Source organism: Burkholderia sp. GW821-FHT14F03 (assembly GCF_058803765.1).
On the sequence record NZ_JBXAPG010000052.1, the window covers coordinates 21253 to 38467 of the forward strand.

The following is a 17215-nucleotide window of genomic DNA, read 5'->3' on the forward strand; positions in this document are numbered from 1 at the left end:
CATTACCGACTTCAGGTTTATTTTTTGGCATACCTGATACCAATTACTTTTGAAATGCCGTTGAATGCGCGGCGCCCGCCCGGGACGCCGCGCGCGATCGCCGGATCAGGCGACGCGGAACTGGCCCACCGTCGTGGCCAGCGCATTGGCCTGGGTCTGGAGCGCGGCCGCCGCCGCGGTCGACTGTTCGACGAGCGCCGCATTCTGCTGGACCATCTCGTCGAGCTGCGTGACCGCGCGGTTGACTTCCTGGATGCCGCGCGTCTGCTCGTTCGCCGCGTGCGTGATCTCCGAGATGATGGTCGTCACGTTCGAGACGTTGGTCACGATCTCGTTCATCGTCTGCCCGGCCTGGCGCACCTGGCTCGATCCCGCCCCCACGCTCTCGACCGTCGATTCGACCAGCACCTTCACCTCGCGGGCCGCCTGCGCGCTGCGCTGCGCGAGGCTGCGCACCTCCGCCGCGACCACCGCGAAACCGCGGCCCTGCTCGCCCGCGCGCGCCGCTTCGACGGCCGCGTTCAGCGCGAGGATGTTGGTCTGGAATGCGATGCCGTCGATCACGCCGATGATGTCGCCGATGCGGCTCGACGCCCCTTCGATCTTCTCCATCGTCGCGATCACGTCCGCCACCACCACGCCGCCGTGCGACGCGATCTTCGACGCCGCCGCCGCGCGCTCATCGGCCTGCCCCGCCGCGCTCGCCGACTGGCCGACCGTCGCGGTGATCTCCTCCATCGAGGCAGCCGTCTGCTCCAGGCTTGCCGCCGCCGACTCAGTGCGCGACGACAGGTCGAGGTTGCCGGCCGCGATCTCGTTCGCGGCGGTCCGCACCGATTCGCTCGCGTCGCGGATCTGCACCATCACGTCGTGCAGCTTGTCGACGAAGGCGTTGAACGAGCGCGCGATGTCGCTGACTTCGTCGCGGCCGTCGGCCGGCAGACGCTGGGTCAGGTCGCCCGAGCCCGAACCGATCGCGGCCATCGCCTGACGCACCATCGACAGCCGGCGGAACGCGGTGGCCGTGATCGCGCCGACGATCAGCGACGCCAGCACCGCGATCACGATCATCGACACAATCTCGGTCGTCAGCATCAGCTTCGTGCCGGCCGTCGCCTCCGCGCGATCGAGCGCGACGATCGCATACCAGTCGGTGCCCGTGATCGGCAGCGCGCGAACCAGCTTGGTCTCGTCGCCGACCTTCACTTCAAGCGGCGCATCGGCGCTCGCCAGCGAGGCGAGATTGACGTTCTTCAGGTCCGGCGCGAAATCGGCCAACGGCTTCAAGGTCAGCTTCGAATCCGGATGCGCGACGATATGGCCGCTGCTGTCGATCAGCATCCCGAAGCTCGCGGGCGTCGGATGGATCGCCTTCACGTTCGCAATCACGCTGTCCATCGCGACGTCGCCCGACACCACCGCCTTCACCGCGCCGTCGCGCACCACCGGCACGGCGAACGCGACCACCAGCTTGCCGGTGCCGACATCGACATAGGGCGGCGTGACGATCGGCTTGCCGGCGTCGGCCGCTTGCCGATACCACGGGCGGCCGGTCGGGTCGTAATCGGGCGGGATGCCGGATGCATCGGAGAACTTGGCGGTTTTGTCCGCGTAGCCGACGTAAACGTTGGTGAAGCCGCCCGCCGCCGCGACCTGCTTCAGCGCGGGCAGCGGATCCGGCGACAGCACCGCGTCCTGCAGCGACGCGACCATCTGGCTCTTCGATGCGACCCAGTCGCGAATCCCGACCGCGTGGCCGTTCGCGACGGCAATCAGGCTTTGGTTGATCGACTCGTCGTTGTAGGACTTGCTGACGAGATAGTTGAGCAGGGTGCTGATGACCAGTGCGAATACGACGATGCCGACACTGGCGGCGATGATACGGGCGCGGATAGACGAAAACATGTGGCAGCGACTCTTGGTAGGGAGCGGGACGCCCGATTGACAGGTGTCTCTGTATACGGCCCGCCCCCGCTTTTCTTGAGGACAATGTCCGGATCCCGAGCCGTCGCGCACCCGTCGCTTTCGTCTGATTTAAGCGTCCACCGGACTTTTCACGCCGTGTCCTTGCGCGCCGCGCTTCGCCGTGCGCGCTTCGCGCCGCGTTATTCGCTATTCGTTATTCGCTATTCGCCCCCGCATGCGCCGCGTGCCGATACACGACCTGTTGATCGACCGCATAGAGTTCGCAGGCGGCCTGCGTATGCGTCGCGCAATGCGCGAGCGCGAGACGCGCGGCGTCGTCGCCGACCGCGTAGCCGCAATGGCCGTCGGGCGATACCGCGAACGCACGATGCGCGCGCGGATCGGCGTCGAGGAACGCCGCATAGAGCCCTTTTCCCGCGCCCGTCACGGGCACCGCGTCGAGATCCTCGACGTCCGGTCCCGCGCCGGCAGGCCCGGCGCCATCCGCCCCCGCGCCCTCGCCGCGCAGGCTATGCGCCTCGAACGGCAGCCCCAGCGCGGCGAAGAAACGCGCATAGGCGGGCAGCCACAACGGCATGCCGCTGCGCGACGCGAAGGTCTGGTGCGAATCGCTGCCGAATACGCCGTAATCGACCCACTCCGCCCGCCCGCCCGCCGCGACATAGGCGTCGTGCATCGCCTTCGGCAGCGTCTGGCCCCAGTAGGAATCGTTGTCGCCGTACATCCACAGCGACGGCGCCTCCGATTTCGCGCCATATTGCGCGTAGGCGTCGACATCCGCGCGCTCCCAGTCGATGCAGCGCTCGCGCCGCATCCCGCCCGCCATGTTGATGAGCCCCACCACGCCCGGCAGGTTGCGCTCGCCGAGCGCCATCGTCGCGAGTCCGCCCTGCGACTGGCCGATCACGACGATGTGCGCCGCGTCGACATAGGGCAGCGATTTCGCATAGCCGATCGCCGCCTCGATGTCGTCGGCCTGCAGGCGGCCGGTCTCGGCGATATTGCAGCCGCCGTCCGCGTAGAGGCCGCCGGAGGAGCCGAAGCCCTGCCGGGTCGGCACGATCACGGCATAGCCGCGCTGCACGAACGCACGCGCCTGGAAGTAGTAGCCGCGATCCTTCTGGAATGCGGGATTGCCGTTCGCCTTGCCGTGATTGATCACGATCAGCGGAAACGACCCGTCGCCGGGCGGCGTGTAGATCCGCGCGGTCAGCTTCACGCCGAACAGGCCGTGCGATTTCGTGACCTTGACGATCTCATCGCGCATGCCGGCCGCCTCGGCGGGCCGCCCCCACGCGCACATCACCACGCACGACAGCACGCAGGCCGCCGCGCGCCATCCCGCTCGCGCCCGTTCCATGATCCGCCTTACAGTCAACCGACAGAAAACCGGGCGGCGCAGCACGGCCGCCCGGGCCAACGCCGCATCATGCTACGTCGCGCGCGCGGCGCGCAAGGTGCGACTGGCGGCCCGCCAGGTCGCAACTCCAATGCGACGTCGCGCGCGGCACGCAAGCGCCCGACGCCTGGCGCCTGTCATGAACCCATATGAATGAAGTCGATGATTTTGGGCCGCATCAGACAAGCGAAGGCGAGGACATGGAATCCGGCCAGCGTGTGAGGCAACCGTTCATCGCCGCGCGCGAGGCGTCAAAGGCGCGCGGCCCGTGCGAAGCGGCGCTCGGCCACCCGGGCGTCCGGGCAGCAACACGAAACCACGTATGGCCTCGGTGTGCTTGCCCCCTCCATTCGATGCAGCGGCTTTGTGCAGCCTGACGAGTCGCTTCGCTGGTATCGCCCTGATCCAGATACGCAAGCGTCAACCTCCGGCCGGTCGATTCCTGTCCCGCATGGGCCAATTGCTCGACCTGCGCGCGATCCTGCTCATGGGCCGGTGCCACTTGCCGCGCCGGCAACCGACCCGGAGTATCAACCGCCAGATGCACTTTCGAACCCTTGCGGCGTGCGAGCCGGATTCCGGTGTCGATTGCAATGTGCGGCTGTCCCGGATCATGGCGCCGGGTTGCGCTTTGCCCTCATCGCACGCGCTCGACAGTTCTCGCAGGCCATGCACGATCGCCTCGAAACAACCCGCTCGCCTCCAGCGCTGCGTCGGTTGACAGAGTGCTTCCCACGAGAGCAGGTCAATAGGCGACATGCGCCGCGGCGCGCCGCTTCGGAACTACCAGCGCGGCGCATTGAATACCTCGTGAAGCGCGTGGCGGCATTGTTCACCGCCTTCTCGCACCAGCGCCAGATACGCCACGACGAACGACCGTTGTTCGTCGCTTGCATCGCTCCGATAAGGCTTGCGGGTTTGCATCCCGACGTCTCGTCCGACCAGCGGCCAAGTTCATCACACCCCCTAAACGCGGGCAGCAGGCCAAGACCGCCGAAATGCGCCAAGGTTGGCATCTTTGCCTCAGAAATGGCGACGGATTTATTTTTATTTTAATTCTGTATTCAATTTCACTTTTTATACAAAAATCCATCGGCGCGCCCTCTCCTTTCGCCGATATTTTCCGGGATTGAGTATTCCTCTGGATCAATTCAGATTGATATGAAATTTTGCGAGATACCCGTCGTTAACATTGCTAAGGTGTATCGGAGAGGTTACGTACATGGGATGGCAAGCCTCGCGAAGCTGACGTTGTCCGAACCTCTCGATGCGCTAATGACGATGCCGCATCGGCAAGTCAATCTGTTGATGCGGCATCCCTTACGCGGTGCGCCGACGGTGCGATGAGCGACTCATATTGCTAAGTTGTCCTTTTGTTTAAGTTGAGAGAAAAACAGCCTCGCATCACCCTCTCGGGATGCAGGCAACGGTGTCCGGGTATTGCGTTGATGGACATCCCCCACTGCCCTGGAGACGTGGCAGGCACCCGAAAGACGGTCTCGTCGGAGGGGCCAGTGCGTCCTCTGCTGCGGACCGGTGCGCTGGACGGCGTGCTGTGGTCGGGTGATGCGGCGAGGGGAAGTTCTTTCACGCAGCGCTGCCCAACTTCGTTGCGATTCACCATGCCTTCCCGGTGTCATTTGTCGATTTGTCGTGATGAGCCAGACACGTTATGACGCGTTACCGGACGAGTGGCGAGTTCAGTCCGATAAGACGGCACTATCCATTCAGGTTTTAAGTCCTATGGGAAGAGTGTGATGAGCAACCCCATCAAGAATATCGTCATCGTGGGCGGCGGCACCGCGGGCTGGATGGCCGCCTCGTACCTCGTCCGGGCGCTCCAGCAGCAGGCGAACATCACGCTCATCGAATCCGCGGCGATTCCCCGGATCGGCGTGGGCGAGGCGACCATCCCGAATCTGCAGAAGGTGTTCTTCGACTTCCTCGGGATACCGGAGCGGGAGTGGATGCCCCAGGTGAACGGCGCGTTCAAGGCCGCCATCAAGTTCGTGAACTGGAGGAAATCGCCCGACCGCTCGCGCGACGATTACTTCTACCATTTGTTCGGCACCGTGCCGAACTGCGACGGCGTGCCGCTTACCCACTACTGGCTTCGCAAGCGCGAACAGGGCTTCCGGCAGCCGATGGAGTACGCCTGCTACCCGCAGCCCGAGGCGCTCGACGACAAGCTCGCGCCGTGCCTGCCCGACGGCACCCGCCAGATGTCCCACGCGTGGCACTTCGATGCGCACCTGGTGGCCGACTTCCTGAAGCGCTGGGCCGTCGAACGCGGCGTGAGCCGCGTGGTCGACGAGGTCGAGGGGGTTCACCTGAACGACCGCGGCTACATCTCCAGCCTGTCCACCAAGGAGGGACGGACGCTGGAAGCGGACCTGTTCATCGACTGCTCCGGCATGCGGGGGCTCTTGATCAACCAGGCCCTGAAGGAACCCTTCATCGACATGTCCGACTACCTGCTGTGCGACAGCGCGGTCGCCAGCGCCGTGCCCAACGCAGACGCGCGCGTGGGGATCGAGCCGTACACTTCCTCGATCGCCATGAACGCGGGGTGGACCTGGAAGATACCGATGCTGGGCCGGTTCGGCAGCGGCTACGTCTTCTCGAGCAAGTTCACCTCGCGCGACCAGGCCACCGCCGACTTCCTCGACCTCTGGGGCCTCTCGGACAAGCAGCCGCTCAACCAGATCAAGTTCCGGGTCGGGCGCAACGGACGGGCGTGGGTCAACAACTGCGTCGCGATCGGGCTGTCGTCGTGCTTTCTGGAGCCCCTGGAATCGACGGGAATCTACTTCATCTACGCGGCGCTTTATCAGCTCGTGAAGCACTTCCCCGATACCGCGTTCGATCCGCGCCTGGCCGACGCGTTCAACGCCGAGATCGTCCACATGTTCGACGACTGCCGGGATTTCGTCCAGGCGCACTACTTCACCACGTCGCGCGAAGACACGCCTTTCTGGCTCGCGAACCGGCACGACCTGCGGCTCTCGGACGCGATCAAAGAGAAGGTTGAGCGCTACAAGGCCGGGCTGCCGCTGACCACCACGTCGTTCGACGATTCCACGTACTACGAGACCTTCGACTACGAATTCAAGAACTTCTGGTTGAACGGAAACTACTACTGCGTCTTTGCCGGCTTGGGCATGCTGCCCGACCGGTCGCTGCCGCTCTTGCAGCACCGACCGGAGTCGATCGAGAAGGCCGAGGCGATGTTCGCCCGCATCCGGCGCGAGGCCGAGCGTCTGCGGACGAGCCTGCCGACCAACTACGACTACCTGCGGTCGCTGCGCGGGGGCGACGCGGGGCCGTCTCGCAGTCAGCCCGGGCCGACGCTCGCGGCGCCGGAAACCCTGTCATGATGCGCGCCCTGGACCGGGTATGCGCATTCGCGGCCACGCACGCCGCGGTGGCGGCCTGCGATCCGCTGCAGGCGCGGGCGCTCGTTCTGCAGCTGCCGGGCCTGAACCGTAAAAAGGACGTGCCCGGCATCGTTGGCCTATTGCACGAGTTCCTCCCGGCGCGCGGCGTGCCCTCCGGCTGGGGCTTCGTCGAAGCCGCCGCCGCGATGCGGGACATCGGGTTCTTCCTGGGGTCGCTCAAGCGGCACGGACACGAACCCACGGACGTGGTGCCCGGGCTCGAACCAGTGCTGCTCGACCTGGCGCGTGTGACCGGCCTGCCACCGCGCGAGACGCTCCTGCATGTGACGGTCTGGAATCCCGCGACGGCCGACGCGCAGCGGAGTTACACCGGGCTCAGCGACGAAGCGCACCTGCTCGCGAGCGTGCGCATCTCGATGGCAAACCTCGAGGCGGCCATCGCGTTGACCGTCGAGCTGTCCGACGTGCCCCTGCGATCGCCCGCGTTCGCGCAAGGATGCGACGAGCTGGCGGCCTATCTTCATAAAATGGTCGAATCGATCGTTTACGCGTTCCGCTTCATCTCGGTGCAGGTCTTCTACGACGAACTGCGCCCCTTCTACGAACCGATTCGAGTCGGGGGCCAGAGCTACCTCGGCCCCGGTGCCGTGGAAATGCCCCTCTTCGTGCTGGAGCACGTCCTATGGGGCTCACAATCGGACCACCCCACTTACCGAGAATTCAAGGAGACCTACCTGCCCTACGTGCTTCCCGCGTTCAGGGCGGTCTACGCGCGGTTCGCCGGGGAGCCGGCGCTGGTCGACCGCGCGCTCGGCGAGGCGCACGCGTTCGGCGCGCGGGACGAGTCCGTCAGGGCCGGGCTGGCGGCCCTCGACCGGGTCTTCGAGATCCTGCTGCGCTTCCGCGCACCCCACCTCAAATTGGCGGAGCGGACGTACGAAGTCGGCCGCAGCGGCCCCGCAATCGGCAGCGGGGGATACGCGCCCAGCATGCTCGGCGATCTGCTCACGCTCACGCGCGCCGTGCGGGCCCGCCTCCGCGCCGCGCTCGACGAGTCCTGACGCCTGACGCGTGCGGCCCTGTGTTCCATCCCACCAGGAGAGTTGCCCCATGACTCAGCTGAACCCCGCGAACGGGCGCGATAGCAACCACTACGACGTGATCATCCTCGGCTCGGGCATGTCCGGCACCCAGATGGGCGCCATCCTGGCCAAACAACAGTTTCGCGTGCTGATCATCGAGGAGTCGTCGCACCCGCGGTTCACGATCGGCGAATCGTCGATCCCCGAGACGTCGCTGATGAACCGCATCATCGCCGATCGCTACGGCATTCCGGAGCTCGACCGCATCACGTCGTTCTACGCGACGCAGCGTTACGTCGCGTCGAGCACGGGCATCAAGCGCAACTTCGGCTTCGTGTTCCACAAGCCCGGCCAGGAGCACGACCCGAAGGAGTTCACGCAGTGCGTCATTCCCGAGCTGCCGTGGGGCCCGGAGAGCCACTATTACCGGCAAGACGTGGACGCCTACCTGTTGCAGGCCGCCATTCAATACGGCTGCACGGTCCGCCAGAAGACGAACGCGACCGAATACCACGCCGACAAGGACGGCGTCGCGGTGACCACCGCCCAGGGCGAACGGTTCACCGGCCGGTACATGATCGACTGCGGAGGCCCTCGCGCGCCGCTCGCGACCAAGTTCAAGCTCCGCGAGGAGCCGTGTCGCTTCAAGACGCACTCGCGCAGCCTCTACACGCACATGCTCGGGGTCAAGCCGTTCGACGACATCTTCAAGGTCAAGGGGCAGCGCTGGCGCTGGCACGAGGGGACCCTGCACCACATGTTCGCGGGCGGCTGGCTCTGGGTGATTCCGTTCAACAACCACCCGCGGTCGACCAACAACCTGGTGAGCGTCGGCCTGCAGCTCGACCCGCGCGTCCACCCGAAAACGGACATCTCCGCGCAGCAGGAATTCGATGAATTCCTCGCGCGCTTCCCGAGCATCGGAGCGCAATTCCGGGACGCCGTGCCGGTGCGCGACTGGGTCAGGACCGACCGCCTGCAATTCTCGTCGAGCGCCTGCGTCGGCGACCGCTACTGTCTGATGCTGCACGCGAACGGCTTCATCGACCCGCTCTTCTCCCGGGGGCTCGAGAACACCGCGGTGACCATCCACGCGCTCGCGGCGCGCCTCATCAAGGCGCTGCGCGACGACGACTTCTCCCCCGAGCGCTTCGAGTACATCGAGCGCCTGCAGCAGAAGCTCCTGGACCACAACGACGATTTCGTCAGCTGCTGCTACACGGCGTTCTCGGATTTCCGCCTGTGGGATGCGTTCCACCGGCTGTGGGCGGTCGGCACGATCCTCGGGCAGTTCCGGCTCGTGCAGGCCCACGCGAGGTTCCGCGCGTCGCGTGACGAGGGCGACCTCGATCACCTCGACAACGACCCACCGTACCTCGGGTACCTGTGCGCGGACATGGAGGGCTACTACCAGTTGTTCAACGACGCCAAAGCCGAGGTCGAGGCCGTGAGCGCCGGGCTCAAGCCGGCCGAGGAAGCCGCGGCGCGGATCCACGCCCTCATCGACGAACGCGACTTCGCCAGGCCGATGTTCGGCTTCGGGTACTGCATCACCGGGGCCAAGCCGCAGCTCAACAACTCGAAGTACAGCCTGCTGCCGGCGATGAAGCTGATGCACTGGACGCAAACCAGCGCGCCGGCAGAGGTGAAAAAGTACTTCGACTACAACCCGATGTTCGCGCTGCTCAAGGCGTACGTCACGACCCGCATCGGCTTGGCGCTGAAGTAGTCGGCCGACGCCGGAACGAAAACGATGAACGACGTTCAATTGGATCAAGCGGGCACCCGGGAGCATTCCCCGGGGGCGTACGACGCGACCACGCGCCTGGCCGCGAGCTGGTACGTCGCGATGCGCTCGGACGACCTCAAGGACAAGCCGACGGAGTTGACGCTCTTCGGCCGTCCGTGCGTGGCGTGGCGCGGCGCGACGGGGCGGGCCGTGGTGATGGACCGCCACTGCTCGCACCTCGGCGCGAACCTGGCCGACGGGCGGGTCATGGACGGGTGCATCCAGTGCCCGTTCCACCACTGGCGGTACGACGAGCACGGCCAATGCGTTCACATCCCCGGCCACAGCCTTGCGGTGCGCCGGCTGGAGCCGGTCCCGCGCGGGGCGCGCCAGCCGACCTTGGCCACCACCGAGCGATACGGCTACGTGTGGGTCTGGTACGGCTCCCCGCAGCCGCTGCACCCGCTGCCCGAAATCGCCGCGGCCGACGTCGACAACGGCGACTACATGCACCTGCACTTCGCGTTCGAGACGACGACTGCGGTCCTGCGGATCGTCGAGAACTTCTACGACGCGCAGCACGCGACGCCCGTGCACGCGCTCCCGGTCACGGCCTTCGAGCTCAAGCTCTTCGACGATTGGCGCCGGTGGCCGGAGGTCGAGTCGCTGGCGCGGGCGGGCGCGTGGTTCGGCGCCGGGATCGACTTCACCGTGGACCGCTACTTCGGCCCCCTCGGCATGCTGTCGCGCGCGCTCGGCCTCAACATGTCGCAGATGAACCTGCACTTCGACGGCTACCCCGGCGGGTGCGTCATGACCGTCGCCCTGGACGGGGACGCCAAATACAAGCTGCTCCAGTGCGTGACGCCCGTGAGCGACGGCAAGAACGTCATGCACATGCTCATCTCGATCAGGAAGGCGGGCGGCGCCCTGCGCCGCGCGACCGACTTCGTGCTGTTCGGATTGCAGACCAGACAGGCCGCGGGGTACGACGTCAAGATCTGGAACGGGATGAAGCCGGACGGCGGCGGCGCGTACAGCAAGTACGACAAGCTCGTGCTCAAGTACCGCGCGTTCTACCGGGACTGGGTCGACCGCGTCGTCGAGACGACCGCTCGACCGCGCGGCCGCGAATGAGCGGCGATGCGCGAGTCGGCGGCCCGCGAGATGGCCATGCGCTTTGCCGCTTATCGGGATCGGTTCACGACAGGCGCTAGGCGTCGGGCGACGCGACCGGCGCGCGCCGGCCCGCGTGGTACACGAAATAGAACACGGTGAGGCCGACGATCCACAGCGGGCCGACGACCAGCGCGACGCGCGTGTCCGGCGACAGCGTCATCAGGCCCACCACGAACGCGAGGAACGCGAGCGCGACGAACGACGACAGCGGATAGAACGGCACCCGCAGCGGCAGGCGCGCGAACTGCGCCGGCGACAGATGGCGGCGGAACCGCAGCTGCGCGACGAGGATCACGCACCAGGTCCAGATCGCGCCGAAGGTCGACACCGACGTGAGCCACACGAACACCTTCTGCGGCGCGAAATAGTTGAGCACGACGCCGATCAGCAGCAGCGCGACCGAGATCAACACGCCGTACACCGGCACGCCGCGCCGGTTCACCGAGGCGAGGCCGGCCGGGGCCTGGCGCTGCTGCGCGAGGTTGTACAGCATGCGCGCGGTGCTGAAGATGCCGCTGTTGCACGACGACAAGGCCGCCGTCAGCACCACGAAATTGATGATGCCCGCCGCCGCCGGGATGCCGAGCCGCGAGAACGTCATCACGAACGGGCTGCCCTGCGTGCCGATCTGATCCCACGGGTAGATCGACATGATCACGAACAGCGCGCCGACGTAGAAGATCACGACGCGCCAGAACACCGAGTTCACCGCCTTCGCGAGCGACTTCTCCGGATTGCGCGCCTCGCCCGCCGTCAGGCCGAGCATCTCGACGCCGAGATACGCGAACATCACGATCGGCAGCGCATCGATCACGCCCGTGAAGCCGTTCGGCATGAAGCCGCCGTGGGTCCACAGGTTCGAGATGCCGGTGGCGACGCCGCCGTTGCCGAAGCCGAACACGATCATCAGCGCGCCGCTCGCGATCATCAGCACGATCGTCACGATCTTGATCAGCGCGAACCAGAATTCGAACTCGCCGTACAGCTTGACCGCGATGAAGTTCACCGCGCCCATCAGCACCAGCGCGGCGAAGGTCCAGATCCAGTTCGGCACGTCGGGGAACCACATGTGCATGTAGACCCCGACCGCGGTGATTTCCGCCATGCAGGTGACGATCCACATGAACCAGTAGGTCCAGCCCGTGAGATAGCCCGCGAGCGGCCCGAGATAGTCCTGCGCGTAGCGGCTGAACGCGCCCGCGACCGGGTTGTGGATCGCCATCTCGCCGAGCGCGCGCATGATCAGGAAGATCGTGACGCCGCCGAGGATGTAGGTGAGCAGAATGGCCGGGCCGGCCGTGCGGATCGCGGCGGCGGAGCCGAGAAACAGGCCCACGCCGATGGTGGCGCCGAGCGCCATCAGGTTGATGTGCCGCTCTTCCAGGCCGCGATGCAGTTGTTCGTCTTGCGCTTTCACTGGGATCTGCCTCCTGGCGGCGTGCCGTCGCGCGCTGCCGTTGTCGTGTCGGATCAAACGACCGGCGCGAGCGAAGTCCCGCATGCCATTCACGGAATGCGCATTGGGATTGGCATCGAAAATGATTCGAAATCGATCGGATTCAACGCCGTATTCGCAATAATGCGAATGCGTTAATTCGCTGCGATCGGGCCGGACGCCGGCTATATCCAGGATCGGCTTTCGCCGCCGGCGACAGAAGCGCGCTCACGCCCGCGGGACGGGCGCTGGCGCGCGCCGCGCAAAGGCGCGGCGCTCCAGCAATGCGATGCTCGACAGGCGAACCTCGGACGGTGTATTGGCGTCTTAAATCAATCTCGCGCGGTCGGTCAAAATGCAGGAACGATTATAGAGATAATTCATGCCCGCCCGCCACCGATTTTTACGCGCGACTGACACCGGCCTTAATGCCGCCTTAAACGGATCGCCCGGTGAGCGTCGCGCGTCCGGCCCACCATCGCACACGCGCGGCGATGCTCGACGAGCCTGACCCGGCCACTGCGTCGTCGGCGCAACGTGCGCTCGCGCCAGGATCCCCGCCTCATCCGCGCGCGCGACTCACTTCGCGACCAGGCGCAACGCCTGCTGCGCCCGGGGCCACACCGCGATCGACGCGCGCGGCGCCGCATCCCAGCTGCGGATCGGCACGGTCGCCACGCCGGCGAGGTTCGCCGTCAGTGCGCTGCCGGGCACGTTCAGCGCGAGCCCGCTGTCGCGATTGACCAGCCGATAGCCGCCGGCCGCGCCATCGCCGATCTTCTGGAAATACCATTGCTGCCGCGCGCCCGCGGCGCTCGACGTCCAGATCGGCGCCGCGCCCCAGGCGCGTCCGGCAGCGCCGCCGCCCACGCCGAGATAGCGCTTGCCGAGCCGCAGCGTGAAAAAGCCGTCGCCGACGGCGTCCAGCGTCCATGCGCCGTCAGCGGCGGCAGGCAGATTCGTCGCCGCGCTGCCCGGATGCACGATGTACACCCGCCTCGACCCGGACGCGACCGGCACCGTGACGCCGCCCGCATCGGCGTACGCCGCCGGCGCGTGGCCCTTCGCCGGCTCGAGCGCGACCGTCACGTCGATGTATTCCGCATCGTACTTCGAGCAGGAACCGAATACGCAATACGTGCGGAACGTGCTGCCGAGCGTCGCGGCCGACGTCTTCGACACGCTGTCGGTAAACCAGCGATACCAGGAGGTCGACGAATACGGCACGCTGCCGGCGAAGGCCCAGCGTTGCGTCGCCAGATCGTCGGACACATAGAACTTCAGCGTCGTGGCCGGCGCGCCGTAGTCGAACTCGCGGGTGCCGGGATTCGAAATCGTGCGGTCCTCGGCAATCGCAAGGTACTTCTGCAGGTACACGTTCCATGCGACGCTCATCACGCGCATCGTGCCGTTCGTATAGCCGGCCGACAGCAGGTCGCCCGCGCCCTGCGCCGGCGGCGCGAACGTCTCGCCGCCCGTCTGGTCGGCGGCCGGCCCGCCTTGCGCGCTCAGGTCGGTCGCCGGCCCCGCGAGGTTCGATTCGAGCGCGCTGGACACAGGCGCGGCCGCGCACGGCGTCGCGGCGGCCGTCGCCGCGTCGCAGGTCCAGTTCGTGCCGCCCGCCTGCTCCCACTTGCCGTCGTGGAACTTCCGCCACGACGACGGCTTCATCTTGTCGCTGATCGGCGCGCGCGCGGCGTGCGCCCACATGTAGTTGTCGAAGCCGCTCGGGTTGCCGTTCTGCCCCAGGATGCGGCTCGTGTAGAAGAGGTAGAAGTAACCGGACACGTTGTCGACGTACAGGCGCGGATCGCCGTCGCCGTAGTAGTAATACGGCGTCTTCGGATCGCCGCGGCCGTAGGGCGACGTGAGGATCGGCGCCTGCAGCGTCCAGTTCGCGCCCTGGTCGGTGGAAATCGCATACGAGATCGCGTCGACGCGCGGGTCGTTGCCGAACAGCTCGTTGTGAACGATCCCGTACCAGTCGCCCGAATCCGGATCCACCCACACGCCGATCAGGTCGCAGTAGTCCGCTTGCGTGTAACCGGTGTGCGACTTCACCGGCTGACCGAACAGCGCGATCGCGACCGGGTTCCTGGCGTTGCACAGCACGCGGGTGTCGTACTGGGAATGCGCGGCGGACTCCGTCAGCGAATCCACGTTCGGCCCCGTGTAGAACTTCCAGTAATGATTGGCGGGCACGTCGTCGTATTGCGCGAACGCGTTCTGCACGTAGAACGCGCCGTTGCGATCGATGAACAGCGAGTTCGGACTGTCGGACACAGGGCTCGCCTGCACCGCCGATGCCGCGCTGAACGTCGCCGCGTGCGCGCCCCCCATGCCGAGCGCGCTGCTCGCGCACATCACGGCAAGCCATCGTAGCGTCGATTTCATGGTATCTCCCGGAATCTGAAACGGATCGAAGGCAGCCGGCCGCCGCCGGCCGAATGAAAACGGCCGCTCAGGCGAGCGTGCGGGCGAACGCGATCGGCCGGCTGTCGACCTGATGCAGATCGAACACCAGGACTTCGTTGAGTCCCGGCCGCAGCCACGGTGCGGGACAATAGAGCCGATGCTGCGGCCCGATCTTCCAGTAGCGGCCGAGGTGGCGGCCGTTCACCCAGACGAAGCCCTTCGTCCACGCGCTCATGTCGAGATAGGTGTCGGCGGCCGCATTCAGGTTGAACGTCGCCTTGAAGAACAGGCCGCTCCTGCGCGGATTCGTCACGACGGGCCGCAGGCCGGCCACGTACGCGGCGTCGAACGGCAGCAGATGCACGCCCCAATCGAGCAGTTCCGCGTCGGCCCCGCCGTTCGGCTGCAGCGCGATCGACTGCAGGATGCCCTTGCGATCGACGATCGCATGGCCGTAGTTCACGCGCCCCATCCCCTCGACCAGGATGTCGAGCGTCGGCGCGGGGGACGTCGCGAGCGCGGGAGACAGCGTCAGCGGCGCATGATGGGTCAGGTTGAATGCCTGCGCGTAATCGGCCGGCAGCGCGGCGCGCGAGATGCCGCCCGCATAGTGCTCGTCGACGTACACCGTCGCATAGTCGTGGACGTCGGTTGCGGTCAGCACGCCCCCGGCATACCCCCGCAGCGCCCGCCGATACAGCACGAGGCCGAATGCCTGGCCGTACGCCTCGAACGGCTGCGGACGCTCCGCCGGCAAGGCCGCCGGCAGGTTGTCCCACAGCGACGCGAACGGCGCGGGCGTGATCGCGGCGACGCCCGAGAGCGTCGGAACCGGCGCGGGAACCGGCGGCAGCGGCATCGGCAGGTAGCCGGCGATCAGCTTGCGATAGCGCAGGTAGTGCGCGGTGGCGACGCCCTGCTCGCTGATCGGCGCGGCATAGTCGTAGCTCGTGATGTCCGGTTGATACTCGCCGCTGGTCCCGTCGGTGTTCGCGCCGGAAAAGAAGCCGAAACTCGTGCCGCCGTGGATCACGTACAGGTTGAACGACAACTTGCCGCGCATCAGGGCGTCGAGCGTCGTCGTGATGTCGGTCGCGGTTCCTTGCAGCACCGCGTCGCCCCAATGCGTGAGCCAGCCCGGATACACCTCGCCCGCCATCGCCGGCACGTCCGGATAACGGGTGCGCGCCGTCGCGATGTCGGCAGCCGTCCCGCCGCTCAATGCAATCGCGCCGCCCGTCACGTTCGACTGGTTCTGTTCGAGCTGCGTCAGGCCGTCCTCCGTGTAGAACGGGCCGTTGATCCCGCCGTTCACCCACAGCTGGCGAATCTCCTCCATGTACGCCGGATCGCGCGCATAGGAGCCGAACTCGTTCTCGATCTGGATCATCAGGATCGGGCCGCCGTTCCCGACCAGCAGCGGCGCGACCATCGGCACCAGCCGAGCGATGTAGCGCGACACCGCGGCCATGTAACGCGGGTCGGTGGTCGAATTGACGCGCAGCTGGATGTCGGGATAGCGCAGCAGGTAGGACGGCATGCCCCCCAGGTCCCACTCGCCGCACACGTACGGGCCGGGGCGCAGCAGCACCCACATGTTCTCGTCCTGGCAGAGCCGGATGAACGCGGCGATGTCGCGGTTGTCCGTGTGGAAATCGAATACGCCCGGCGCCGACTCGTGGTAATTCCACATGATGTAGAGCGCGATGGTGTTCATCCCCATCGCCTTCGCCATCCGGATCCGATGACGCCAGTACTCGACGGGAATCCGCGCGGGGTGCATCTCGCCGCTGCGGATCTGGAATACGCGACCGTCAAGCAGGAATGCCGAGCCGTTCCGGGCGAACGCGAACGTATGGCGCCCGCAGCTGCTCGGTTGCGGCGCCTGCGCCGCCTCGACGGACGAGTCGACGCCGGCCGCAGCCGACGTCGACAGCGGCCCGCCACCGCCCGTGCCGTCGTCGCCGCCGCCGCCACACGCGGCCATGACCGGCGCCAGCGTCGTGAACGCAAGGAAGTTTCTTCTGTTCGTCATCATGCCCGCCCTCGTTGTGATCGCGCAGCGGGTTTTCTCCGTTGCGCAAGCCTGTCTCTCATTAGGATTCCATAGCGAGCGGCGCGGACCTGATCAATCCGCGCGATCCGCACGTGAACGACCCGTGCCTATCGCAGCAGCCGGGCCGTCGCAACGGCCCGGCCTTCCGCTCGTCTTGTTTTCTTGAAAAAATCCTACATGGCAAATCTCGATTTGTCAGCAAGATCGTGTTGAATCCCAAAAACGCTCGGCTTCATCGCCTGTTTGCTGCATCCCAGCATGTCCTCGGCATCGAGGATTCGTATCGGCTGTTTCATGGCGTCGAATCCGGCTCAAGGGAAATGCGGGGCGACGGCCATCCTGATGACGGATGCAACGCCGTGCCGGACCCCGTCCTTTCGGCAGCAGCGCGACGATCGCCGCCATGCCCGCATGACGGGGCTCGGCATCGCCGCTCCCGTTCGACCGACCGACGTGTTGCCAATCGACCCGACACACGAGGCGCTCGCTTCGAGATCATCGCCTTGTAAAAATCCTACATATTGGATCGATTCACGCTCCAGTATGGATCGCCCCATCATTAACGTGCTATCAAGCCTTTTAAACGAAACAATCCG

10 protein-coding genes and 1 pseudogene are annotated in these 17215 nt (G+C 66.1%); 5 read left to right on the forward strand and 6 right to left on the reverse strand.

Annotated elements, in window-relative coordinates:
- Nucleotides 1-105: 105 nt before the first annotated feature.
- The 3 genes and pseudogenes from AC1RQF_RS27795 to AC1RQF_RS27805 all read right to left on the reverse strand — a co-directional run bounded on the left by AC1RQF_RS27795 (nucleotide 106) and on the right by AC1RQF_RS27805 (nucleotide 4249).
- Nucleotides 106-1905: a methyl-accepting chemotaxis protein gene (locus tag AC1RQF_RS27795; protein ID WP_492873415.1), complete on the reverse strand. Its 1800-nt coding sequence runs from the start codon at nucleotides 1903-1905 to the stop codon at nucleotides 106-108.
- Nucleotides 1906-2119: 214 nt separating this feature from the next.
- Nucleotides 2120-3286, reverse strand: a complete 1167-nt coding sequence (locus AC1RQF_RS27800; RefSeq protein WP_492873416.1) for an alpha/beta hydrolase family protein — start codon at nucleotides 3284-3286, stop codon at nucleotides 2120-2122.
- 176 nt (nucleotides 3287-3462) lie between these two features.
- A pseudogene (locus AC1RQF_RS27805) lies at nucleotides 3463-4249 on the reverse strand (transposase).
- 833 nt (nucleotides 4250-5082) lie between these two features.
- Between AC1RQF_RS27805 and prnA the strand changes: the two are divergent.
- From prnA to prnD, 4 genes are read left to right on the forward strand one after another with little or no spacing between them, the layout of a single operon-like run.
- Nucleotides 5083-6702, forward strand: a complete 1620-nt coding sequence (gene prnA / locus AC1RQF_RS27810) for a tryptophan 7-halogenase PrnA (protein ID WP_273996119.1) — start codon at nucleotides 5083-5085, stop codon at nucleotides 6700-6702.
- A complete protein-coding gene (prnB, locus tag AC1RQF_RS27815; protein WP_273996120.1) occupies nucleotides 6699-7784 on the forward strand; it encodes a monodechloroaminopyrrolnitrin synthase PrnB in 1086 nt (361 codons plus the stop codon). Before prnA ends, prnB begins: the two co-directional genes overlap by 4 nt.
- A 49-nt stretch (nucleotides 7785-7833) precedes the next feature.
- On the forward strand, nucleotides 7834-9534 hold the full coding sequence (gene prnC / locus AC1RQF_RS27820) for a monodechloroaminopyrrolnitrin halogenase PrnC (protein ID WP_273996121.1): 1701 nt from the start codon (nucleotides 7834-7836) through the stop codon (nucleotides 9532-9534).
- Between the two features lie 24 nt (nucleotides 9535-9558).
- The gene (prnD, locus tag AC1RQF_RS27825; protein WP_492873417.1) at nucleotides 9559-10671 is read left to right on the forward strand and encodes an aminopyrrolnitrin oxygenase PrnD; all 1113 of its coding nucleotides are present in this window, start codon (nucleotides 9559-9561) and stop codon (nucleotides 10669-10671) included.
- Nucleotides 10672-10747: 76 nt separating this feature from the next.
- Here prnD and AC1RQF_RS27830 read toward each other — a convergent pair whose 3' ends face one another.
- The 3 genes from AC1RQF_RS27830 to AC1RQF_RS27840 form a co-directional block, all read right to left on the reverse strand.
- Nucleotides 10748-12073: an amino acid permease gene (locus tag AC1RQF_RS27830; protein ID WP_443111510.1), complete on the reverse strand. Its 1326-nt coding sequence runs from the start codon at nucleotides 12071-12073 to the stop codon at nucleotides 10748-10750.
- A 654-nt stretch (nucleotides 12074-12727) separates the two neighbouring features.
- On the reverse strand, nucleotides 12728-14542 hold the full coding sequence (locus AC1RQF_RS27835) for an RICIN domain-containing protein (RefSeq protein ID WP_273996124.1): 1815 nt from the start codon (nucleotides 14540-14542) through the stop codon (nucleotides 12728-12730).
- Nucleotides 14543-14609: 67 nt separating this feature from the next.
- Nucleotides 14610-16598, reverse strand: coding sequence for a beta-galactosidase (locus AC1RQF_RS27840; protein WP_492873418.1), 1989 nt, complete (start codon nucleotides 16596-16598; stop codon nucleotides 14610-14612).
- Between the two features lie 113 nt (nucleotides 16599-16711).
- Here AC1RQF_RS27840 and AC1RQF_RS27845 point away from each other — a divergent pair, with 113 nt between their 5' ends.
- Nucleotides 16712-17128, forward strand: a complete 417-nt coding sequence (locus tag AC1RQF_RS27845; RefSeq protein ID WP_492873419.1) for a hypothetical protein — start codon at nucleotides 16712-16714, stop codon at nucleotides 17126-17128.
- Nucleotides 17129-17215: the final 87 nt, after the last annotated feature.

Coding starts and splice junctions, on each gene's coding strand:
- prnC (WP_273996121.1), top strand. CDS start 7,834: ATGACTCAGCTGAACCCCGCGAACGGGCGCGATAGCAACCACTACGAC.
- AC1RQF_RS27800 (WP_492873416.1), bottom strand. CDS start 3,286: ATGGAACGGGCGCGAGCGGGATGGCGCGCGGCGGCCTGCGTGCTGTCG.
- prnA (WP_273996119.1), top strand. CDS start 5,083: ATGAGCAACCCCATCAAGAATATCGTCATCGTGGGCGGCGGCACCGCG.
- prnB (WP_273996120.1), top strand. CDS start 6,699: ATGATGCGCGCCCTGGACCGGGTATGCGCATTCGCGGCCACGCACGCC.
- AC1RQF_RS27830 (WP_443111510.1), bottom strand. CDS start 12,073: ATGGCGCTCGGCGCCACCATCGGCGTGGGCCTGTTTCTCGGCTCCGCC.
- prnD (WP_492873417.1), top strand. CDS start 9,559: ATGAACGACGTTCAATTGGATCAAGCGGGCACCCGGGAGCATTCCCCG.
- AC1RQF_RS27840 (WP_492873418.1), bottom strand. CDS start 16,598: ATGACGAACAGAAGAAACTTCCTTGCGTTCACGACGCTGGCGCCGGTC.
- AC1RQF_RS27795 (WP_492873415.1), bottom strand. CDS start 1,905: ATGTTTTCGTCTATCCGCGCCCGTATCATCGCCGCCAGTGTCGGCATC.
- AC1RQF_RS27835 (WP_273996124.1), bottom strand. CDS start 14,542: ATGAAATCGACGCTACGATGGCTTGCCGTGATGTGCGCGAGCAGCGCG.